The 22,020-nt window shown below is 70.7% G+C and carries 19 protein-coding genes and 1 pseudogene; 12 read left to right on the forward strand and 8 right to left on the reverse strand.

The genetic code is table 11. The features are described 5' to 3' along the window. Positions 1–8 precede the first annotated feature (8 nt). Positions 9–110, reverse strand: a pseudogene (locus tag AB0C36_RS06005) (heme o synthase); the annotation flags it as partial. An 893-nt stretch (positions 111–1,003) separates the two neighbouring features. Between AB0C36_RS06005 and AB0C36_RS06010 the strand changes: the two are divergent. Further along, positions 1,004–1,420, forward strand: a complete 417-nt coding sequence (locus AB0C36_RS06010) for a type II toxin-antitoxin system death-on-curing family toxin (protein WP_358349872.1) — start codon at positions 1,004–1,006, stop codon at positions 1,418–1,420. 74 nt (positions 1,421–1,494) lie between these two features. On the opposite strand, the gene AB0C36_RS06015 is transcribed toward AB0C36_RS06010, so the two are convergent. The 3 genes from AB0C36_RS06015 to AB0C36_RS06025 all read right to left on the reverse strand — a co-directional run bounded on the left by AB0C36_RS06015 (position 1,495) and on the right by AB0C36_RS06025 (position 4,462). Beyond that, positions 1,495–2,262, reverse strand: a complete 768-nt coding sequence (locus AB0C36_RS06015; protein WP_358349985.1) for an enoyl-CoA hydratase/isomerase family protein — start codon at positions 2,260–2,262, stop codon at positions 1,495–1,497. Positions 2,263–2,585: 323 nt separating this feature from the next. Further along, the gene (locus AB0C36_RS06020) at positions 2,586–3,860 is read right to left on the reverse strand and encodes a L,D-transpeptidase (protein WP_358349875.1); all 1,275 of its coding nucleotides are present in this window, start codon (positions 3,858–3,860) and stop codon (positions 2,586–2,588) included. Positions 3,861–4,003: 143 nt separating this feature from the next. Beyond that, a complete protein-coding gene (locus AB0C36_RS06025; protein ID WP_358349878.1) occupies positions 4,004–4,462 on the reverse strand; it encodes an NAD(P)H-binding protein in 459 nt (152 codons plus the stop codon). A gap of 435 nt (positions 4,463–4,897) precedes the next feature. On the opposite strand from AB0C36_RS06025, the gene AB0C36_RS06030 reads away from it, so the two are divergent. The 3 genes from AB0C36_RS06030 (at position 4,898) to AB0C36_RS06040 (ending at position 8,794) form a co-directional block, all read left to right on the forward strand. Next, on the forward strand, positions 4,898–5,260 hold the full coding sequence (locus AB0C36_RS06030) for a hypothetical protein (protein ID WP_358349881.1): 363 nt from the start codon (positions 4,898–4,900) through the stop codon (positions 5,258–5,260). A 394-nt stretch (positions 5,261–5,654) separates the two neighbouring features. Further along, the gene (gene glgX, locus AB0C36_RS06035) at positions 5,655–7,805 is read left to right on the forward strand and encodes a glycogen debranching protein GlgX (protein WP_435838993.1); all 2,151 of its coding nucleotides are present in this window, start codon (positions 5,655–5,657) and stop codon (positions 7,803–7,805) included. Between the two features lie 209 nt (positions 7,806–8,014). Beyond that, positions 8,015–8,794 (forward strand): tyrosine-protein phosphatase, encoded by a 780-nt coding sequence (locus AB0C36_RS06040; protein WP_358349886.1) that lies wholly within the window; start codon positions 8,015–8,017, stop codon positions 8,792–8,794. 63 nt (positions 8,795–8,857) lie between these two features. Here AB0C36_RS06040 and AB0C36_RS06045 read toward each other — a convergent pair whose 3' ends face one another. Together AB0C36_RS06045 and AB0C36_RS06050 are read right to left on the reverse strand one after the other, a co-directional pair. Next, complete coding sequence (locus tag AB0C36_RS06045) at positions 8,858–9,859, reverse strand: hypothetical protein (RefSeq protein WP_358349889.1); 1,002 nt, start codon at positions 9,857–9,859, stop codon at positions 8,858–8,860. Positions 9,860–9,911: 52 nt separating this feature from the next. Further along, entirely contained in the window at positions 9,912–10,325 is a 414-nt protein-coding gene (locus AB0C36_RS06050) for an ATP-binding protein (RefSeq protein WP_358349891.1), read from the reverse strand. A 54-nt stretch (positions 10,326–10,379) separates the two neighbouring features. Here AB0C36_RS06050 and AB0C36_RS06055 point away from each other — a divergent pair, with 54 nt between their 5' ends. The 5 genes from AB0C36_RS06055 (at position 10,380) to AB0C36_RS06075 (ending at position 15,213) form a co-directional block, all read left to right on the forward strand. Next, the gene (locus AB0C36_RS06055; RefSeq protein ID WP_358349894.1) at positions 10,380–11,303 is read left to right on the forward strand and encodes a helix-turn-helix domain-containing protein; all 924 of its coding nucleotides are present in this window, start codon (positions 10,380–10,382) and stop codon (positions 11,301–11,303) included. Then, a complete protein-coding gene (locus AB0C36_RS06060) occupies positions 11,303–11,527 on the forward strand; it encodes a DUF397 domain-containing protein (RefSeq protein WP_358349895.1) in 225 nt (74 codons plus the stop codon). The genes AB0C36_RS06055 and AB0C36_RS06060 overlap by 1 nt, the downstream gene beginning before the upstream one ends. A 33-nt stretch (positions 11,528–11,560) precedes the next feature. Next, positions 11,561–12,022, forward strand: coding sequence for a hypothetical protein (locus AB0C36_RS06065; RefSeq protein ID WP_358349898.1), 462 nt, complete (start codon positions 11,561–11,563; stop codon positions 12,020–12,022). Between the two features lie 146 nt (positions 12,023–12,168). Further along, positions 12,169–13,788: a hypothetical protein gene (locus AB0C36_RS06070; protein ID WP_358349901.1), complete on the forward strand. Its 1,620-nt coding sequence runs from the start codon at positions 12,169–12,171 to the stop codon at positions 13,786–13,788. A gap of 144 nt (positions 13,789–13,932) precedes the next feature. Further along, a complete protein-coding gene (locus AB0C36_RS06075; RefSeq protein ID WP_358349904.1) occupies positions 13,933–15,213 on the forward strand; it encodes a S8 family serine peptidase in 1,281 nt (426 codons plus the stop codon). A gap of 433 nt (positions 15,214–15,646) precedes the next feature. Here the strand turns inward: AB0C36_RS06075 and AB0C36_RS06080 are convergent, their stop codons facing one another. Continuing rightward, on the reverse strand, positions 15,647–16,633 hold the full coding sequence (locus tag AB0C36_RS06080; protein ID WP_358349907.1) for an alpha/beta hydrolase family protein: 987 nt from the start codon (positions 16,631–16,633) through the stop codon (positions 15,647–15,649). A 60-nt stretch (positions 16,634–16,693) separates the two neighbouring features. On the opposite strand from AB0C36_RS06080, the gene AB0C36_RS06085 reads away from it, so the two are divergent. Both AB0C36_RS06085 and AB0C36_RS06090 read left to right on the forward strand, forming a co-directional pair. Next, positions 16,694–17,281, forward strand: a complete 588-nt coding sequence (locus AB0C36_RS06085) for a helix-turn-helix domain-containing protein (RefSeq protein WP_358349910.1) — start codon at positions 16,694–16,696, stop codon at positions 17,279–17,281. Positions 17,282–17,487: 206 nt separating this feature from the next. Further along, entirely contained in the window at positions 17,488–18,378 is an 891-nt protein-coding gene (locus tag AB0C36_RS06090) for a LysR family transcriptional regulator (RefSeq protein WP_358349912.1), read from the forward strand. Between the two features lie 168 nt (positions 18,379–18,546). Here the strand turns inward: AB0C36_RS06090 and AB0C36_RS06095 are convergent, their stop codons facing one another. Continuing rightward, complete coding sequence (locus AB0C36_RS06095) at positions 18,547–18,672, reverse strand: hypothetical protein (RefSeq protein WP_358349914.1); 126 nt, start codon at positions 18,670–18,672, stop codon at positions 18,547–18,549. A 178-nt stretch (positions 18,673–18,850) separates the two neighbouring features. Here AB0C36_RS06095 and AB0C36_RS06100 point away from each other — a divergent pair, with 178 nt between their 5' ends. Continuing rightward, the gene (locus AB0C36_RS06100) at positions 18,851–22,006 is read left to right on the forward strand and encodes an ABC transporter substrate-binding protein (protein WP_358349916.1); all 3,156 of its coding nucleotides are present in this window, start codon (positions 18,851–18,853) and stop codon (positions 22,004–22,006) included. Positions 22,007–22,020 lie beyond the last annotated feature (14 nt).

The raw sequence follows: 22,020 nt of genomic DNA on the forward strand, positions 1-22,020 counted from the left end.
CCGTGACCCGCCGACAGCGGGTTGACCAGCACCCAGAACCACACGGTCGAGATCACGCCGAGCGCGGTGGCGAACGCCAGGCACTCGCGCGGCGACACCAGTTGCGGTACGGGGGTTCCGCGCGCCCCTCTGCCGCCACCCCGAGCCGGTGCCGCGTCCTGGTCTCACCCCGTGCCCGTCCCCCTCCGGCCCCGCCCTGGCCCGTGCCCCTCCCGGCTCTCACCCCGTGGCCGTGCCCCACCCCTTCCGGCCCCGAGACCAACAGCGGAACAACCCCGAGACCAACGACGGAACACCCCGCACCGGGGCGATTCCCGGTCAACGCGGCCGTTCAAGCGAGCACTCGTGGCATTCACCCCTTGGGAAGGGTGTGGCGCTTTTCGCTTGGCTGCGCTCGTTCCTCGCTCCGCCACGCGATTTCGCACTCCGACCGCTGACTTTCCTTCACCTCCACTCGCTTCGCTCCCTCCGGCGCAGGAAAGTCCGACTGGCGGCCTCCGGCCGCTCTCCTCGCTTCGCTCGTCGATCACACGGGGTCTTCCGACTGCTTCCGGCGGCCTCCGGCCGCGAAGGGGTGGGGCACCATCACGGGGCGGACCGCCCCGTGGGGTTTGCCTCAACTGGCAAGTCCCGGGCACACACCCGGCCGCGTGCAGGTGAGACGCCGCCGCCTGGTCGACCGCCGGGAAATGCCGTGAAGGCGGAGCGCCGCGCGCGCTACGTTTTGTGCATGGGCAGGGATGATCGAGCGGGCGAGCCGGACCGCGGCGGGGTTGCGGAATCCGTACCCGCTTCCGCGTCCTCGGCGGCGGAGGCGGCAACTACCGCTCCCGCGCGGGAGCGGGCTGCGCTTGTCAGTCGGCTCGCGGCCGAGATCGCCGCGCAGGATCGCGAGTTGTTGGATCGGCTCGCGTAGGACGACTGTCCGCTGCCGGTATCCGTACCGCCGCCTGCGCCTGACACCCGCCGCCCTGTACTCCCCACTCCGCCCCTCGGAGCCGTCATGACCTCGATCGACTTCCTCTCCGCCGACGAACTGCTGCTGGTCGCCCGAGAGGCATTCGGTGACGTCCCGCAGGTTCGCGACCGCGGGCTCGTCGAAGGGGCCAGTGCGCGGCCGAGTACCTCTGTGTTCGGCGCGGACGCGTATCCCGGGGTCTGGGACAAAGCCGCCGCCCTGTTGCACTCCGTCGCGCGTGACCATGCGCTTGTGGACGGGAACAAGCGGACGGCCTGGGTGGCCGCGCGGGTGTTTCTGTCGCTCAACGGCGTGCCCGCGGTGCCTGTCGATGTGGATCGGGCGGAGGAGTTCGTCGTGGCGGTGACGACCGGCGCGCTCGCGGATACCGGGGAGATCGGCGTACGGCTTCGTGCCCTTTATCGGGGCAGGGCAGGGGCGGGGGCAGGAGTCGGGACGTGATCGGGCCCTGGCTGCGGCGCGTGTGGGGGTACACGCGGTGCGGCCAGGGCCCCACGATTGCGGTGGGGTGCGGGTCAGCGGGCGACGAACTTGGCCTTGCCGGGGCCGCTTTCGACGAAGCTCTTCATGCCGATCGCCCGGTCCTCGGTGGCGAACAGGCCGGTGAACTGCATGCGTTCGATCTCAAGGCCGGAGTCGAGGTCCGTCTCCAGGCCGCGGTCGATGGCCTCCTTGGCGGCGCGGAGCGCGTACGCCGGGCCGTTGGCGAACTGCGCCGCCCACGCGAGCGCCGCCTCGTAGACCTCGGCTGGCGCCACGACGCGGTCGACGAGGCCGATCTCCAGGGCCTCCTGCGCGTCGACGAAACGGCCGGAGTAGATCAGGTCCTTGGCCTTCGCGGGCCCGACCAGGCGGGGCAGGCGCTGCGAGCCGCCGGCGCCGGGGATGATGCCGAGCAGGATCTCCGGCTGGCCGAGCTTCGCGTTGTCCGCGCACACGCGGAAGTCCGCGCAGAGCGCGAGTTCGCAGCCGCCGCCGAGGGCGTACCCGGTGATCGCGGCGATGACCGGCTTGGGGATCCGCGCGACGGCGGTGAAGGCGGACTGGAGGGCGGCGCCGCGGTCGACCATGTCGGTGTACGTCATGGCCTCCATCTCCTTGATGTCCGCCCCCGCGGCGAAGACCTTCTCGCCGCCGTACACGACGACAACGCGTACGTCGGCCCGTTCGGAGGCCTCCTGGGCGACCGCCCGGAGTTCCTCCTGGAGCTGTACGTTCAGCGCGTTCATCGGCGGCCTGGCCAGCCGGATCGTTCCGATTCCGTCGGCCACTTCAAGGTTCACGAACTCGCCCACGTTTACTCCTTCTCTGCGCGGCTCAGCACGGCTCAGCACGGTTGCGGCCAGCGTTTGTTGCCTGCCCGCAGCCGACAATACGGCCACGCGCGCGGAAGGGTGGGGCGGGGCCGTGCCGCCACGGCGTGCCAGCTGTGCCTGCCGTGGCCGGCGTGCCTGACAGACGTGCCGGTCGCGCCGGGGCCGGCGTCGCGCCCGAAAAGCCGCCGGGATCCGCGGATCCTCCCGAGCGGGGTGGATCTGCGGATCCCGGCGTTGCCTTGCATCAGCCCGTCGGCCTGTCGATCCGTGGGCCCGTCAGGCCGTGCCCGTCAGAGCGCGGAGCCCTGGGTCCAGGCCTCCCAGGTGAGGTTCCAGGCGCCGTAGCCGTTGTCCGGGGACACGACACGTTCCTTCGCGTTCACGACGTCGACGATGTCGCCCGGCATGGCCGCGTTGTCGTAGAACCACTTGGCGTTGTCGGGGGTCATGCTGATGCACCCGTGGCTGACGTTCTGCGAGCCGAACGTCGACGGCGGCGACCAGTAGTTGCCGTGTACGAAGGTGCCGGACGTGGTGATCCGGACCGCCGACGGCACGTCGTCGATGTCGTACTCGGAGCCGAGGCCGACCGTCTGGGAGTTCATCCGGGTCTTGACGTACTTCTCCATCACGACCATCTTGCCGCCCCACGTGGCGTACGCGGGGATCTCACCGGTGGTGACCGGGATGGTCTTGACCAGCGCGTCGTTCTTGTAGACCTTCATCGTCTTGGTGTTGACGTCGACGACGCTGACGGTCTTGGTGTCGCTGATCTTGAAGCCGAAGCTCTTGAACTGCTCGAACATGGCGCCGTTCCCGGCGTCTATTCCGCGCAGGTTCAGGTCGACCTTCACCGACGTGCCGGTCGCCCAGTAGTCCTTCGGGCGGTAGTCGACGCGCTGGTTGCCGAACCAGTGCCACGAGCCCTCGACGGCCGGGGACGCGGTGACCTTCAGCGCCGCCTCGACCTTCGCGCGGTCCTTGACCGGCTTGTTGAACTTGATCGATATCGGCTGCCCGACGCCGACGGTGGTGCCGTCGTCCGGGAAGAAGCTCGCGGTGATCTTGTTGTCGTTGCTCAGCGTGGTGAACGTCGTCGTCGACGTCGTCGGCTGGTCTTCCTTGTTCTTGGCGACCGCGGTGACGGTGTACTTCGACCCGAACGTGAACGGGACCTTGGGCTTCCACGTCTTGCCGTCGGCGTCCAGGGCGCCGTCGACCTGCTCGTTGCGGGCGTTGATCACCTTGACGCTGTCGAGCTTGTCCTCGGGGCCGACCTCGACCACGACCATGCTGCCGACCTCGACGCCCGTGGCCAGGTCGGCGGGGGTGACCGTGACACGGGCGGGGTCGGCCTTGGCCGGGGCGTTGGTGCCGCCGGTCGTACCGCCGTTGCCGGACGAACCGCCCGAGGCGGCTGAGCCGCCGGACGAACCTCCGCTTCCGTCCGACTTCTTGCCGCCGCCTCCGCTGCACGCGGTCAGAACCAGCATGGCACCGAGGAGCAGCGCCACGAGGTGGCGCCAGTTTGGTCGACCTGGGGGCGGCTTCGGTGCTCGGGACATGTACTGGCTTCCCTTCACGTACGGGTGGATCCGGGGGGAGAAACGGCCCGTCGCGCTTGCACGCGTTGAGCCATTCGTCGTTTAGACGTCATGCACACACCTTCGGTTGCCTCCCGGGGGTATACGTAACCGAATCGGAACGATCACCGACGGCGGTCCGCTTCGATCAACGCGCTGACCAGCGCGGGGTCGACGGCATCGGTGGCGCCGCCACAACTTCGGGTGATCCGGCCCGGCAGAAGGACCACGTCATAGCCTCCCCTGTCAGGCGATATCCGCTCATCCTCAACAACCGTGACAATCCTGGTCAGCCCGGTGTCTTCCGCCGCCTCCAGCAGCCAGTCCCAGGTGTCGAGCGGACCGCCGGATCCCTCCGGGCCCGTGTCGAGGTGCACGACCGTGTGGGCGCCTTCGAGCACCGCGCCCAGGCGCAACGGGTCCGACAGGTCGCCCACCGAGACGCGCACCCCCGCCGCCCGCAGCGCCGGCGCGTACGCCCGGTCGCGTACGACCGCCCGCAGGTCGGGCACGCCGAGCTCCACGAGCGCGAGGACGAGCGCCCCGCCCAACGGGCGGTCGGCTCCGATCACGACGACGGGCATGCGGCAACGGTACCTGCCGGGGCAATCGTGAAGGTTTGGTGCGTATTGCAGCGCAGGCTCGCCGCGCACGCCCTGCGCGCCTGTTGTGCGCCGTACAAATCGAGTTGAAGCACGATTGCGCGCTCCGCCAAACGTGACAGACGCTCATGACTTGTCTACAAAGTCACTGGATGCCGCAGAACGGGTTAATTTGCCACGGGAATCGGGCGCGGGGCGTATCCCCGGGCGGGGGCTCTCGTTGGGGGATGGGGCTTCCAGATCACTCGCACGAGCGAACACCGCCTCAGCGGTTGGATTTTCGGTCACCTGTTGCGACAAGTTGGTCACACGACGTCGCCATGCCGGGACGGGGCCGGCCGGCCTCTCCGGCGACACGAACCCAACTCCCGGGCCCCGCCCACCAAGCGGGACCCCGCTGTCTCACGGAGGACTCTCATGAAGCGCATCCTCGGCACCCTCGCCGTCGCCCCGCTCGCGGCCGGCCTGCTCATCCTCGGTGCCGGTGCCGCCGTGGCCGACAACGGCGCGGACGCCGACAACGGGTCCACCTCGACCGCATCCACCACGACCACCTCGACGTCGACCACGTCCAACTCCGGCAGCGGCAACGTCAGCGGCGGCGTGGACGGCAACTACAACGCCACGCAGCAGAGCGCCAACGGCTCCGGCGCCACCAACCAGAACAACACGGCCGGAGTGAAGGACAACGGCGGCGTCGTCGTCATCGAGCAGGGCAACAACAGCAACGGCCAGTCGCAGCAGGGCACCTGGGGCGGGTTCTTCCCGTTCTGGTTCTAGGCCCGGACCCGAGACGGGCCTGATCGCCTAAGGAGTCCCACCGCGCAGTCGCTGCGCTTTGCTCACGTCGGCCCGGTGGTGTCCACGACGCCACCGGGCCACCCCTTGGTGCCGTACGAGACCGTCCGGACCGGGTGTTCGCTCGCTTTCCCGGCATCAATCTCGCAATCCGCCTTTAGTCCCATCCGTCACCGAGCCTTTGGCCTGTGCTCCGAAGGGGAACACCCTGCGTAGCGACCACGGGCGGCACGACGGCGGGGAGGGCGAAGCCATGGCACGCAAGGGGGAGGCCACGACACGTCGGCTCGGGCTGTTCCGGCCCAAGCCCGCGTACCCCGCCGCCGGCCCGCCGGCCGAAAGTACCGCGGGTGCGCGGGCGTATCCGAACGGCCGGATGGACCCGCCGTGGCCCGGCCGCAGACTCCCGCTCGGCGCCCGGCACGACGGCGCGGGCACCAACTTCGCCCTGTGGGCGGGCGGCGCCGAGGCCGTCGACCTGTGCCTGTTCGACGAGGCGGCGGACGGCACCCTGCGCGAGACCCGCCTGCCGCTCACCGACCAGACCTTCCACGTCTGGCACGGCTACCTCCCCGGCATCGGCCCCGGCCAGCGGTACGGCTTCCGCGTGCACGGCCCCTGGGAGCCCTGGCGCGGCGCCCGCTGGAACCCCGCCAAGCTGCTGCTCGACCCGTACGCCCGGGCGATCGACGGCCTGTTCGTCCTCGACGACGCCGTCTTCGGGCACGTGCGCGGCGGCGCCGACGACGTGCTGGACAGCCGGGACTCCGCCCCTTTCGTGCCCAAGTCCGTGGTCGTCCACGACGACTTCGACTGGTCCGACGACCGCCGCCCCAAGATCCCCTGGGCCGAGACGGTCATCTACGAACTGCACGTCAAAGGCTTCACCGCGCGGCACCCGGGCATCCCCGACGAGCTCCGGGGCACGTACGCCGGCCTCGCCCACCCCGCCGCGATCGACCACCTCGTACGCCTCGGCGTCACCGCCGTCGAACTGCTGCCCGTGCACCACTTCGTCTCCGAGGAACACCTGCTGCGCGCCCGCGGCGGCAACTACTGGGGCTACAACTCGATCGGCTACTTCGCCCCGCACGCCGGCTACTCGTCGGCGGGTGGGCGCGGCGGCCAGGTCCACGAGTTCCGTCGCATGGTGCACGCGCTGCACGAGGCGGGCATCGAGGTGATCCTCGACGTCGTCTACAACCACACCGGGGAGGGCGGGCCGGGCGGGCCGACCCTGTGCTTCCGCGGCATCGACAACGCGGGGTACTACCGCCTGCGCGACGGCGGCCGCGGCTACACCGACTACACGGGCTGCGGGAACACGCTCAACGTGCAGCAGCCGCACGTCCTCCAGCTCATCACGGACTCGCTGCGCTACTGGGTGACGGAGATGGGCGTCGACGGGTTCCGCTTCGACCTCGCCGCCGCACTGGCCCGCTCGATGCACGACGTGGACAAACTCTCGTCGTTCCTGACGGTCATCGGCCAGGACCCGGTCCTGTCGCGCGTGAAGCTCATCGCCGAGCCCTGGGACGTGGGGGAAGGCGGGTACCAGGTCGGCGAGTTCCCTCCGCTGTGGACGGAGTGGAACGACAAGTACCGGGACACCGTGCGCGACTTCTGGCGGGGTGCGCGGCCCGACGTGCGGGATCTCGCGTACCGGCTGTCCGGGTCGTCCGACCTCTACCAGGACGACGGGAGGCACCCGTACGCGTCGATCAACTACGTCACCGCCCACGACGGCTTCACGCTGCGCGACCTGGTGTCGTACGAACGCAAGCACAACGAGGCCAACGGCGAGGACAACCGCGACGGCACCAACGACAACCGTTCGTGGAACTGCGGCTACGAGGGAGAAACGCCCGACACCGCGGTCAACTTGCTGCGGCGTCGGCAACTGCGCAACATGATGACCACGCTGCTGCTGTCGACCGGCGTCCCGATGCTCGTCGCGGGCGACGAGTTCGGGCGCACGCAGCGCGGCAACAACAACGCCTACTGCCAGGACAACGAGCTGAGTTGGCTGGACTGGTCGGCACTGGACGACCCGCAGTGGCGCCCGCTGCTGGACCTCACGTCGCGCCTGATCAGACTGCGCCGCGCGCACCCGGTGCTGTGCCGCCGGGCGTTCTTCTCCGGCCGCCCGTCCTTTCCCGACGGCCTGCGCGACCTCGCCTGGTTCACCCCGACCGGCCGCGAGATGACCGAACGCGACTGGTTCTCGCCGACCGCGACTCTCGGGATGTACCTGTCCGGGCTCGACATCCGCCAGCGCGGCCCGCGCGGCGAGCGCATCGTCGACGACAGTTTCCTGGTCATCCTGCACGCCTCGTCGCAGCCCATGCGCTTCATGCTGCCGGGCGAGCCGTGGGCGCACTCGTACGAGATCGTCCTCGACACCGCGCTCGACACCGACCCCATGGCCCGCTTCAACGAGCCGGTGCCCGGCGACACCGCCATCACCCTCACCGGCCGCTCGGCCATGCTGCTGCGCGTCGAGCACGCGGTATGGGCCCCGACCTGACGCGCTACGCGCCGGGGCAGCGGGTGCGCGGGCGGACCATCCGCTTCCCTGCTCGGCCGCGGCCCGTCGGGCGGAACACGGGCGTGCGTACGCCGCCGTAGGGCCCGTGAGGCATGCCCCGAAGAGGGATGTCACCCTGGTAGGGCAACGCGCCCCGCACACGTGCCCGAACCACGTGCGCGCCCCCGCACGAACGGAGCCCGACGCCGATGACCGCGCCCACGCCGATCCTGACCACCGCCCCGAACTTCCGGGACGCGGGAGGCCACGCGACCGCCGACGGGCGCAAGGTGCGTACCGGGCTCGTGTTCCGCTCCGACGGGCTGGCCGCGTTGGACGCCGCCGACACGGAGGCGTTCCTACGCCTGGGCATCGGGCTGGTGTGCGACCTGCGCTCCGAGCACGAGCGCGACCGCGAGCCGGACCTGCTGCCGGCGGGCGTCGAGCTGCTGATCGCCGACGTCATGGGGCACGGCAACAACGAGCTGTTCGGCGACGTCTTCGCGGACCCGAAGCGGGCCGGCGAGATCATGGGCGGCAACGCCGGGGTCGAGCTGATGAGCGAGGTCTACCGGCGGTTCGTGACCACGGACCTCGCGCGGGCCGCGTACCGCAAGGTGTTCACCCGGATGGCGGAGACCGACAACGCCGTCGTCTACCACTGCTCGCAGGGCAAGGACCGCACCGGCTGGACCTCGGCCGTGCTGCTGACCCTGCTGGGCGTGCCGCGCGAGACCATCTACGAGGACTACCTCGACAGCGCGAACCACCTGCGCGCCAAGAACGCCGAGATCCTGCGGGGCATCGCCGAGCGCGGCTTCGACCCGGAGCACCTGCGCTCGATGTTCGCGGTGCGGCGCGAGTACCTCGACACCGCCTTCGACACCGCCGAGCGCGAGTACGGCTCGGTCGAGGCGTACGTCCGCGAAGGCATGGGCATCCCCGTCACCCACATCGAGGCCCTGCGCACCCGCCTCCTGGAAGCCTGACCCGACGCCCTACATGTCGGGCGGACACGCTCCCGGCGTGCGTCCCGGTGCATCTTCGTACGCCTACTCGGTTCCGCGTACCCACAGACCCAAGTGCGCGGGCGGACGTTGCCGGGCCGCGCGCAGGGTGTCCCGCACCAACAGCACCACGCCCGGCCCGTCGTCGCGGATCTGCCGGGGCAACACCGACACCACCGTCAGACCGGCCGCGCGCATGGCACGTGCGCGCTCGGCTGTGTTGGCCTGCTGGGCGTCGCAACCGTGGTACGCGACGGAGTCCACCTCCACCACGACGCCTTCGTCCTCCCAGAGCGCGTCCGGCGAGCACAGGAACCGCCCGTCGGCGCGGTACACCCGCGGGTTCCACAGCGGCTCGGGCAATCCGGCCGCACGGACCAGCACGCGCAGTTCCGCCTCCGGCAACGACCCCACGCCCGAAGCGACTTCGTCGACGATCGCGCGCATCCGAACCGCCGCCGGGCCCCTCCCGTACGCCGCCTCACGCCGCAACTCCCCGACCCCGCAAAGCCGGTGCTGCACGGCGGCCAGCACCGTGGCCCGCGCCCGCGCATCGTCCGCGAGCCGCCGGCACGCGTCCGCCACCGCCCGCGCGTACGGCGCCGTCGGCGGGAGCCGAACGGGCAACGGCTCGGGCAGGCGCTTCGTCCGCTCGTACACCAGCCGCCCCGACGACCGCACCCCACACTCGCGCGACACCAGTACGTGCACCTGCGCCGCGTACCGGATGTTCGACACTCCCGCCAACTCCAGTGCCGTCAACCCCGTCACCACGGCCCGCCCGCCCGCGTGCAACACCGCCGCCATGGCCACCTGCCACCGACTCGGCGCCCCCTCCCCCAGCAGCACGACCGCGGGCGTCACCCGCACCCACTCCCCCGCGCGCACCTTGCGCAACCGCTCCGCGTCCCGTACGCCACCCCGCCGCAACTGCCGCACAGTTGCCACCCCGCCCTGCCGCCGCACCACCTCCTCCAACCACAACGGCCCGTCCCCAGGCAGCGCCAACCCCAACGGCAACGCCAGCCCGAACGGATCACTCCCCATCCCCAAAACCTAGACACCCCCGCGCCCCGGACCCCTCCGACACCACGGGCGATCACCCGTGAGGTGGGGAGTTCAGTTCGGCCCAGGCGCATTTGCCGTGGGCGGTGGGGGTGTGGCCGTGGTGGGTGGCGAGGGCGGCTACGAGGGCCAGGCCGCGGCCGGATTCGGCGAGGGGGTGGGGGGCGGCCGCGTGATGCCCGGGGAGGCGGGGGTCGGGGTCGAAGACCTCGATGCGGAGGCCGTGTTCGGTGGGGTGGACGCGGACGGTCACCCAGGAGTCGTGCGGGCAGTGCCGCAGGACGTTGCCGAGGAGTTCGGTGAGGCACAGCGCCGCGGCGTCGGACAGGTCTTCGAGGGACCAGAGTTCGAGGTGGCTGCGGAGGATCCGGCGGAGTGCGGGTACGGCGGCGGGGGTGAGTTCGGCGCGATGGAGGAACGTGCGGCGCCGCGTCAGGGTGCGGGACATGTGATCCTCTGTCAGTTACGGAAGGTGGTTGACGCGGCACGGAGAGTGCGGTCAGTGTTGCTGTTGACGGTGCTCGGCAATGACGCAGCACGCAACGACCGTCGGGATGTTGCTGGAGGATTCGTGCGCACGACGAAGACAGCTCGTTTCAGGCTCAAGCGTCTCGGCTCGGAGTTGCAGCGCCACCGCAAGGACGCGGGGCTCACCTTGCGCGACGTGGCGGACCGGATCGGCTATGCGAGTTCCAAGGTGAGCCGCCAGGAGACGGGTCAGGCGGGGATCAAGCCCGGGGAGCTCGAGAAGCTGCTGGGCTTGTACGGTGTCGCGCCGGAGTCGCGCGAGGATCTGCGTGCGCTGCTGGGCGAGGACCAGATCCGCGAGTGGTGGGTGCGCTACGAAGACGTTCTGACACCCAGCCAGTTCGCCTTCCTGGCCATGGAGAATGCGGCGAGCTCGATTCTGAACTACGAGCTCACAGCCGTTCCCGGACTGCTTCAGACCCGGGACTACGCACGGGCGATCAACGCCGCAAGCGTGCGGCCCCTGAGCGCCGAGCAGATGGAGGCAACGGTCGAGGTACGCCTGCGACGGCAACGTCGTCTCATCGATGCCCCCAAACTCAATCTGCACGTGCTCCTGTGGGAGGGGGCGCTCTGCGTCGAGACGGGTGGGCGAGACGTGATGCGCGACCAGTTGCAACACCTTGCGAGCATGTGCGCCGCCCCGAACGTCACGCTGCAAATCGTGCCCTTCGCGGCAGGACGTAGCGGTGCGCTCGTCTCGACATTCCAGATCATGCGCTTCCCGAACGAGCGCGATCACGATCAACTGTTCATCGAGTCCATCAAGGGCACGCTTGCGACAGGATTCGACCGGGAAGTTACCCAGTGCGCCGATCTGTTCAGCCATGCGAGCAGAGCGGCGCTCGATCCCGGCGCATCGCTGGGACTGCTGACCGATCGCGCGAAGGGTCTTTGATGGTGTGGATCAAGTCCAGTCACTCAAGCAACGCCGACAACGCGTGTGTCGAGGTGGCTCGTGCGGACGGCCATGGCGTCCTCACTCGTGACTCGAAGCGACCGGACGGGCCGCGGTTGTGCTTCAACTCCCGGGTCTGGGCGGACTTTCTCGGCGGTCAGGCCAATCGAGAGGGTTTCGTTCCGCACACCGAACCGGCGTTTGGCTACACTCCTCACATCTGAATCAGATGGCGCTTCCACGGGGGAGGGCTCCGGATGATCAATGACGACCTGGGCGGACCAGGGTTCAACGGCTGGGCGGGGTTGAGTTCCGGCCAGATGCAGGTCAGCCTCGAACAGCTCGACGCGTTCGAGAAGCGCGTCCGCGGCGTACTCGACCAGTTGATGCAGGGGCCTGTCGGCGGCAAGCCGGCCGGTGATCCGCCGACGCCCGGCGGGTTCGGCACCGGGTTCGCGGAGTCCGACTTCGTGCAGCACACCATGAGCAGGGTCGTCCTCCAACTGGAGGGCCTTGCCGGTCAGTTGCGTGCACAGATCGAGGTCATGGCGCTGTCGCTGAAGATGGCGGGCAGCAAGACCGCCGAAGCCGACAGCTCCAATCGGGCGGAAATGGCCCGTGCGCTGGCCCTGAGCCGACAGCCGCAGATTCCGCCGACCGTTGGCAATTCGGCCGCGGTCGTTGTGAACGGCGCACGGGAAATCCGCGGAATCGACTGAAAGCACGTGCGCTGTAAGCGCAGTTGCCTGAGGCACGGCAGGACATACGGTTCTGCGGTGCGTCAGGGCATCAGTACGTGCAGTACATGCAACGCATGCAGCACGATGCGACACGGCAGTACAAACCGGGGGCAGGTGAGGCCGGCATGGGCATTGTGACCGACGCTCCGAGCGGCCAGACGAACTTCATGGGATACACGCACGAACAGCTGTTGCAGATGTTCGGCACGGCGTCGCCGACGCATGCCTTCGAGGCGAGCGTGAGACTCGGCACGGCCAGTCAGATGCTGACCCAGGCCGCGGAGGAGCTCGCGTCCGGCATCCACAACCTCGACTGGGACGGCGAGTCCGCCCGGCGATTCCGCGAATGGGCGGACCAACTCGTGGTGACGACACACCACTTGGCCAACTACTCGGGGGATGTCGGCAGCACACTTCTGGACGTCGCGGTGGGCATCGGCTCCACAAAGCTCCCGCCGGTCCCCACCTCCGACGTCGAACTCGTCGACAGCATCACGGCCAACCCGGCGGCTCTGTCCGTGGTCGCCACCGTCAGCCCCACAGAAGCGGGCAAGCTGGCCGTCGACGTGGACCGCGCGAAGGCGAACATCGAGAACCAGCGCATCGAGGCGGCCGCGCAGATGCGGAAGCTGGCGATGGGGTACGAGTCGGCCGCCGCCCGCATGACGGCCCTGGCCCCGCCGACTTTCCCCGATGCGCCGAACCTGTACGGCGTCGAGAACGTCGCGTGGAACCAGATCGACGGCCCCGGCAACGGCCCTTCGCGCCCCAATGGCGGCGCTCCGCCGCCCACTGCCCACGGGACGGACGGAACCGGCTCCGGCGGTTCGACCGGGCCGGGGAGCACAGTCACCGTCCCCCGGACGGAAGTCCCCACGCAGGTCCCGCCGATCGCCGGTACGCAGGATCCGGGCACCGTCCCCGGCAGCCCCCTGCCTCCCGCGGACGTCGACCTCGCGGGTACGGCGACTCTGACGCCTCCCGCCACCACGACCCCGACCGCGCCTTCTCCTCCGGTGCCGGGCGGCGGCACAGGCGGCACCGGCAGCACCGCGTTCACACCGCCGATCGTCGGCTCGCCGGGCCTCGTGTCCGGCCGCCCGGGCAAGGCGCCCGGCGGGCCCACCGGACCCGGCTCCGGCCCGCTCTCCACCCCCCGGCCCGGCACCGGAACCGCCGGTCGCACCCCGGGGCTGCCCGGCGGGACCCCGAACCGGCCGCTGTCCACCGGCCCCACGGGGACGTTCGGGGGTAAGCCGGTGCCGAGCGGGGCCCCGGGAACCCGAATTCCCGGGACACCAACCGCAGTTGCGAACGGCGGGACCTCCGGTGCCCGGCCGTACGGCCGCCCGGGCACTCCCGCGATCACCGGCGGTCAGAGCGTTCCAGGCTCAACAAGCGCCGCCTCCCCGCGCGGTGGCCCGCGCAGCGGACCGGTGCACGGCGGCGTGCCCGCACACCCGACGGCAGGGCAGCGGGGGCCGGCCGGCGGGACCGGCACGGGCGCAATCGGCAACAGGCCCTTCTCGCCCGGTGGTTCCGGACTGCGCAACCCGGCCGGCGGACGGCCGCCGATCACCGGGGCCGACGACGGCCACACGGGTCGCGGTCCCACGGGCGGGGCCGGACGTACCGCCGTCCCTTCGGACGAGCGCCGTCGACGTGGCGGTCGGGCCGAGTACCTCCAAGACGACGAGGACACCGCCGCCGCGGAGAGGCCGCCCGTCCCGCCCGTTGTGGGCTGACCGTCCGCAGGGTGATGCCCGGCGAGTGTCCATCGCCGCCAACTCGGGGTGCACGGCACCCACTTCGCACCCCGAAAGGACCGCAAGCCGATGCCCGGTCCCGCCTCCCCCACACGGCGGCTGCTCACCTGCACGGTAGTTGTGATGACGACGTACGCGGGCCTCGCGCTCGTCGCACCACCGGTCGCCCGCGCGGACTCGGTCCGGGCACAGCAGTGGTACCTGGACTCGTGGCGGATGGACGAGGCCTGGCGGATCGCGCGCGGTGCGGGCATCACGGTCGCGGTGGTCGACAGCGGGGTCGACGCGTCGCACACCGACCTGGCGGGCCAGGTGACCGATTCACCGCTCGGCCCCGGCGATGCCAGCGGACACGGCACCCAGATGGCCTCCCTCATCGTGGGCACCGGTGCGGCCGGCGGCGGCCAAGGCGTCCACGGCGTCGCCCCCGAGGCCAAGGTGATGTCCTTCCGGATCCCCGGCATGACCGGCTCGGGGGTGTTCGAGACGGACGAGGCCGCGCGGGCGATCCGGGCGGCCGCCGACTCACCGGCGCAGATCGTCAACATCTCCAGCGGCGGCATCGGTCGGAACCCGGCGCAGACGGACGCGGTCGCCTACGCCCTGAGCCGCGGCAAGTTGGTCGTGGCCAGCGGCGGCAACGTCCCGGCCAACGGTCCCGGCGTCGTCTACCCCGCCGCGCTGCCCGGTGTGCTCGCCGTCAGCGCCGTGGGTACGGACGGCAGGATCTGGAGCGACGGCAACTACGGCCACTGGATCTCGCTCGCGGCCCCGGGTGTCGGCATCCCCGCGGCGTGCACGGCACCCACCAAGTACTGCATGGGAACGGGCTCTTCCAGCGCCGCCGCGTTGGTCTCCGCAGTCGCCGCGCTCGTGTGGTCGGCGCACCCGGACTGGACCGCGAACCAGGTGATCCGGCGGCTCATCGGCAACACGTCGACCGCGCCGAACGAGCAAATCCCCAACGACCATGTCGGGTTCGGGATCGTGAGTCCCCGCCGCGCGCTTCAGTCGGACGCTCCGCCGGGGCCCGCCGACGTCAGTCCGCTGCTCGGCGTACGCGGCGATCCGCCGCCTCCACCGCCCGGCACCGCCGCCCCATCCGCCACACCCTCCGACAGTGCCTCCGCGACTTCGTCGGCCGCTGCGACAGTCGATGCGGCCGCGAAGTCCGCTGCGCCGACGGGAACTTCGACCGCCGAGGACACCGCTCCCGCAGGGCCGACCGCCGCGGATCCGCCCACGACGCGGCCTGAGGCCGAAGCGCCACCCCCAGGCGACCGTGCCGGCTTGGGCACGATTCTGGGCGTCGTGGGTGCGGTGGTCGGCGGCCTGCTGGCCGTGCTCTCGCTCGCGTACGCCCTCTTGCGCGCTCACCGACGGCGCGCGGAGTTACTCGGCTGAACCGGTGACTTGGCCAGAAGTCCCTGAAGCTTTGTCTGGCCGATGTGTCCGACATCCACTGGCACCTCGGCCACTTCGGCAAGTCCTTGTAGAGGGCAAGGGGACGCGGGGCCGCAAGAAGGAGCGCCTGGTGCCGTTGATCAGCGGGGCGCGGGAGCTGCTGGAGGGGCGGGTCCAGGGACCACGGTGGAAGTTCGACGACGAAGTCAACCGTCCCGGTGCCCGCTTTTCCGGTCCGAACGTCGTGAGCCCGAGGACGAACAGGCGGGTCGACGACGGCGCCTCCCGCACGGCCGATACTCGGTCGACCAGGCTCACCACGTCTTCTGCCTGTGGGTCTCGGCCCTGGTGGTCGCCTTGATGCGACATCGGCGGCAACGCTGGTGGACGACGGACGCTGACGTCGTCCCCCGGTGTTGCCGGGGCCGGGCCCTCATGCCTTGCAGTGGCTCAGCCAGTCGGCGATGTCGGCGATGACGGTGGGGTCGACATGCTGCGGGTATGCGTATTCGGCCGGGGTGGACGGTCCGGCGCCGGGAAAGAACAGGTGGTTGTCGGCGTCGTAGACACGGATGTCGGCTTCCGGGCGGTTGGCCAGGCCCGCCCGCCATCGGGCCAGATCATCGGCGACGGTGACCTGGTAGTCGCGTCCTCCTTGGAGGATGAGCATCGGCTTGCCGAGTCCGGCCGCGATCGCGACTGGATCGTAGTCGCGCAGTTCGAGCCAGTACGGCGCGGGCAGGCCGAACGGCAGATCCGCTGCGGGGGTCGAGGGCGTCAGCTGCGCGCTGTCGACGAGCGCGGCCTGCCGCTGGAAGGTTGCGATGGTCGTGGGCGGGACCTGGTCGGGGACCACCGTGGCGAGGTAGCTGATGACGCGGACGGCAGCGTGGTGCATCGGCTGCGTGTCACCGGCCATGATCACCAGGCCCGCGACCGTCGGTGCTGCGGTGGCGACGGCCGGTGCGATCTTGCCGCCCATGCTGTGGCCGAGGACGAAGACCCGCTCGGGGTCCACCGACCGGTGGCGGCGGAGCAGGCCGACCGCGTCAACGGCGTACGGCATGTATTCCTGGGTCATGGTCAGGTCCGATGCCGTGGCGACCTCGCGGTGGGCGTACGTCGCCTTGTCGAAGCGCAACACCGTCGTCCCGCGGCTGGCGAGCCCCCAGGCCAGGTCCTTGAGCGGCTTGTTCGGCCCGCAGGTCTCGTCGCGGTCGAACGGCCCGCCGCCGCCGAGCAGCACCACGCCGGGGCCGGGAATCTGCCCCCGGGGGACGCTCACCGTGCCTGGCACGGCGACCGGGCCCGTGCCGACCGTTACCTCGTGCTCGCTGAAGCGGCCGGGCTCGGCATAGGGCGGTGGCACCCAGGTGAGGACCGAGCCGGTCGTGGACTCTGTCGCGGCGTGGTCAGGCATCCCTCATCACAACCCTTCGCAATGAATGCGAAAGGTAGCATGGCATGAGATCATTACGGGATGGACGCCTTCGAACTCCTGGCACACCCGGTGCGGTTGCGAGTGATCCACGCGATGCGCGGCGGAAGGGAGCTGACGACCGCCGAGTTGTGCGCCCGTATTCAAGACGTCTCGAAGGCCACGGTCTACCGGCACATCGACCTGCTCGCAGCCGGTGGGGTCCTGGAAGTCGCTCGCGAGCAACGCGTGCGCGGCGCGGTCGAGCGCCGCTACCGGCTGTGCCGCGACCGTGCGGGAATCGATACGGACACGGTCAAATCACTCTCCCTCGACGACCATCGCCGTGCCTTCGTCACCGCACTGGCGGCCCTCGCCGCCGAATTCACCGCGTATCTCGACCGTGACACGGCCGACCCGGTAGCCGACCTGGTCGGCTACCGGCAGCACGCCGTCTGGCTCAGCCCCGGGGAACTGCACGGGATGATCGGCGGGATGCGGGAGGCGATCGCCCCCCACCTGGCCAACGAGCCGTCACCTGACCGCACGCAGTACCTGATCAGCCCGATCCTCTTCCCCGTCGAAGCACCGCCGACCGACACCGGCGCCGATCACACGACCCCGGCTGCTCCGAGCCCGGATGCCCGATAGCTGTGCAGAGCCCATGGTTCACCTCCACCCGGTTCGCCCCGAGAGGCCAGTGTGTTCCGCCAGGAGTGACCGCGTTCCGCCGGTTCACCGGGCAGACGGGCGGCAGGGGCTGGACCCGTGTTGCCCGAAAGATCTAGTGTTTTTAGGGATATCAGCCGAAATCGGCAAGGGCGAGAGCGAACAGCGCGTTCCGAACGGGGAGCTTGGTGGAGCGGTACGAGATCGAGACCTTCCTCACGCTGGCCGATGAGCTGCATTTCGCGCGAACCGCCGAACGGTTGGGGGTCTCTCCCGGCCGGGTCAGTCAGACGATCAAGGCGCTTGAGCGGCGGATCGGGGGCTCGTTGTTCGAGCGCAGCAGCCGCCGCGTTGCTCTCACTGATGTCGGCCGTCAGTTCCGTGACGATCTGCTGCCCGCGCATGAGCAGATTCGGCGTGCTGTCGCCGACGCGAGGGCAGCTTGCGGGGATATCAGCGATGTGGTGCGGGTCGGCTTCACCACTCGGTGGGCCGGTGAACTCCTTCTGCACGCCGCAGATGAGTTCCGCCTCCGTCATCCGCGCTGCTCCGTCGAGCCCCACGACGTCGCCTACCACCTCGCCATAGCGGCGCTGCGTGAGCGGCAGACCGATGTGATGATCGCGGTGCCACCCCTCGACCAGTCCGGCCTCACGGTGGGTCCGGTCCTGTCCTATGAACGCCTGGCGCTGGTGGTGTCCGCCACTCACCCTCTGGCGCGGCAGGAGACGGCGTCCTGGGAGGATCTTGCTGAACTCCCGCTGGTGACCGCAGCCGGGATGCCTCGGGTCTGGGGTCACGAACTCTTTCCGACCCGGACGCCCCAGGGGCTAACCGTCGAGCAGGGCCCGACCGCAGGCGGTTGGCAGGGAGTGCTCTTGCTTGTTGCGGCGGGCAGGGGCGCCACCGTGGCTCCCCTCAGGTCGGAGCCGGACAACGTCCGCTCCGACCTCGTTTACATACCGATCGATGACGCCGATCCGGTCGAATACGCGCTGATGTGGCGGGGCGACGACTGCTCGGCCGGGTTGAAGGCCTTCGTCCAGACCCTTCTCGACTTCGCCCCAACAGCGACCTGACCGGTGTTCCTGCCGTTGCCGCCTGGTTGGTTCGCCTGCATGGAGGGGGGCGTCAATGTCGCCCGGCGGTCGCGAGCAGACCGGCCGACGCAACCAGGGTCACCAGCAGTGACAGCAGCGCCGCCGGATGCGCAAAGCCCTCGGCGGCGCCCTCGATCACGCCGTACGTCAGCCCGCCGACGCCAGGACCGCCGTCACCTGGCCGATTCCGTCCAGCCGGGCCGATCTGACGACCTGGTCCGACGGGTGCTTCGTCAGCGGGGCGACGACGTACTCCTTCGGCCCGCTCCGCACGGTCGCCGAACAATAGGGAGAATCTGCGGCAAAGAGACAACGGACGGCAACACCGGCATTGACGGCCCCGGGAGTCGGCGACCGCACGGGCGCACCGGACCGCGGCGGGGGAAGTCCCGCTGACCTGCGCACCGGACCTGCGGTAGCGTCGACTCCCGGGCTTGGAGGGGGCGGACTCGTGATCCAGGCATTGCGCCCGGGCGACCCTGCGGACGTCGGCGGATACCGCGTGGTGGCCCGCCTCGGTGCGGGCGGCATGGGCGAGGTCTTCCTCGGCCGCTCGGCGAGCGGGCGGCTCGTCGCGATCAAGGTGGTACGCGCGGAGCTGTCGGTGGACCCCGACTTCCGCGCCCGCTTCCGGCGCGAGGTCTACGCGTCCCGCCGGGTGAGCGCCTTCCACACCGCGGCCGTCGTGGCCGCGGACGCCGCCGCCACCCCCGCCTGGATGGTCACCGAGTACATCCCCGGTCCGTCGCTGGAGGAGGCCGTACGCGGCCACGGCGCCTTCCCGGTGCACGCGCTGCGGGTGCTGGGCGCCGGGCTCGCCGAGGCGCTGGAGGCGATCCACGCCTGCGACCTGATCCACCGCGACCTGAAGCCGTCCAACATCCTCATCGCCGAGGACGGCCCGCGCGTCATCGACTTCGGCATCGCGCGCGCCCTGGAGGGCGCGACCGTGACGCAGACCGGCTACATGGTCGGCTCGGTCGGCTTCCTGTCCCCCGAGCAGTTGCAGTCCGAGCGCATCACGCCCGCGGCGGACGTCTTCGCCCTCGGCGCGGTGCTGTGCTCGGCGGCCGGGCTGGCGCCGTTCGGCGGCGGCTCGGCACAGGCGATGCTCTACCGCGTCGTGCACACCGAGCCGGACCTGACCGGGCTGCCGCCGGAGCTACGAGGGATCGTGGCGGACTGCCTCGCCAAGGACCCCGCCCGGCGGCCGCAGCCGACCGAGCTCGTACGCATGCTCACGAGCGACACGACCGAGGACTGGCTGCCGGACGGCGTCCTCGCGTCTATCTCGGAACGCCGCGAGCACGCCCAGCAGTTGTCGCGGCAGGCGGCGGCCGGTGCGCCGGCCGCGGGGGCGGCGGCGGGTGCGGCGGCGGCCGGTGCGGGGTCGGCCCCGCCGGCGTTCTCGGTGAGCCCCGGACGCCCCGCCCACCCGGGCCCGGCCAAGCAGCCGCCCGCCCCGGAACACGGCACGGGCCACGGTCCGGGTCATGATCAGGGTCACGATCCGAACGACGATCCGACCACCGGCTCGAACTCCGCCGTGGACCCCGCCCCGGGGCACGGGTCGGACTCGGGTGCGCGATCCGGCGTCGGGTCGGGCGTCGGTTCCGGCCTTGGGTCCGGCGCGGGGTCGGGTCCCCACTCGGGATTCGGTTCGGGCTTCGGTACGACCTACGGTTCCGTGCCGGCCTCGACGGCCTACGACGGCTCCGTACCGCCGCCGCCACCGGGTACGCCGTCGACGCCGCCCGGCGCTTATCCGCAGCCGTCCCACCTGAACGCGCCACCGCCGCCGACCGGACCGCCGCAGTCCCCGCACTCGCCGCCGTACGGCAGCACCCCGCACAGCAGTTCGCCGCACAGCAGCCCGTCCCATAGCAGTACGCCGCACGGCACCCCGCCGCCGCACAGCGGGTGGCAATCCCCGTACGGGCCGCCCTCGTTGCCCTTCCCGCACCAGCCCGCCGCACCCCCGCGCACTTCGCGTCTGGACCGCATGCCCGGCGGCCGCCGCACCTGGCTGGCCGTGGTCGTCGTCACCACGATGGCGGTGCTCGCCGGGATCGGCATCGGCACGGCGCAGCTCATCGGCGGCGGCAGCCCGAGCGCCAAGTCCTCGGACCGGCCGACCGACCTGAACTCCCCGGCGCAGAACCCGCAGGGCGGCGGCCCGCGGGGCGGCACGGCGACCGTGTCGATCAACGCCGACTCGAAGACCCTCGACCCGGTCGGCACGACGTACGAGGCGTACGCCGACGGCCAGCGCATGTCCGCGCTCTACGACCCGCTCGTGGTCTTCCGGCAGAGCACCGGCAAGGTGGAGCCGCACCTCGCGAAGTCACTGACCTCGACGCCCGACGGCTTCACCTGGAGCCTCGAACTGCGCCCGGACGTCAAGTTCACCGACGGCACGCCCCTGGACGCCGAGGCGGTCAAGTTCAACTGGGACCGCCACGCCCAGACCCCGGACTCGATGCACTCCAACGCGATACGCGGCGCGGCGATGCGCGTGGTGAGCACGACGCGCCTGGACATCACGCTGCCGGTGCCGGACCTGACGTACGACCACCTCGTCGCCGACGAACTCGCGTACGTCGGCTCCCCGACCGCGATCCGCGCCGACCCCGCGGGGTTCGGGAAGAAGCCGGTGGGCGCCGGCCCGTTCATGCTGCAGAGCTGGACGCCGGGCGACAAGCAGGTGTTCGTGCGCAACCCCGACTACTGGCAGGGCCCGGACCGGCCGCTGCTCGATTCGCTGGTCTTCCAGGTCGACACCCAGCAGCCGATGGCACCGGTGATAGACGGTCGCGCGGACGTGAACTTCCAGAGCGCCAACCACGATCTCCAGCAGGCGCGTTCGGCGGACCTGGAGCTGGTTCCCTCGGTCAACGCGGGCGGCGTCATGATGGGCTTCAACTCCGGCGTCGCGCCGTTCGACAACCCGAAGGCCCGGCAGGCGGTGTCCCTGGCCCTGGATCCGGACGCGATCGCGAAGGAAGCGGGCACCGGGGCCAAGGCGGCGGACAGCATCGTGCCGTCCGACTCCCCGCTGAGCGCGGTGGCCCCCGAGCACCGGCCGGACGCCGCGAAGGCGCAGGCGCTGTTCGACGAACTGGCCGCGGCGGGCAAGCCCGTCTCGTTCAAGGTCACCGCGGGCCAGGGCGAGCAGGCCACGCTGGACGCGGTCAAGAAGCAGCTCGCGGGATTCCGGAACGTGACGATGACGTACGAACTCGCCGACGCGGCCCGGTTCGGCGAGATCCTGCGCGGACGCCAGTTCCAGGCGGTGTGGGGCTACGAGTCCGGCTCGGACCTGGACACGTGGCTGTTCGCGATCACGCGCGGCGGGTACAGCGGGAACTACCTCGCGTACCGCAACGACACCGTCGACACGGCGTGGACGACGATCCGGGGAGCGCGCACGCCGGAGGCGAAGGCGGCGGCCTACCGCACCTTGCTCACCGAACTCGCCGAGGACCCGCCCTGGTGGCTGTACGCCGAGATCTCCGTCTACGCCGTGCAGCGCGAGGGCAGCCTGACCGGCCTCGACGGTGCCTACGCGGACGGCGTCCTGCGGTGGGACCGGGTGGGCAAAAAGTAGACTCGCTCACCCAC

The sequence above is a fragment of the Streptodolium elevatio genome, assembly GCF_040649515.1.
Classification (GTDB): Bacteria; Actinomycetota; Actinomycetes; order Streptomycetales; family Streptomycetaceae; genus Yinghuangia; species Yinghuangia elevatio.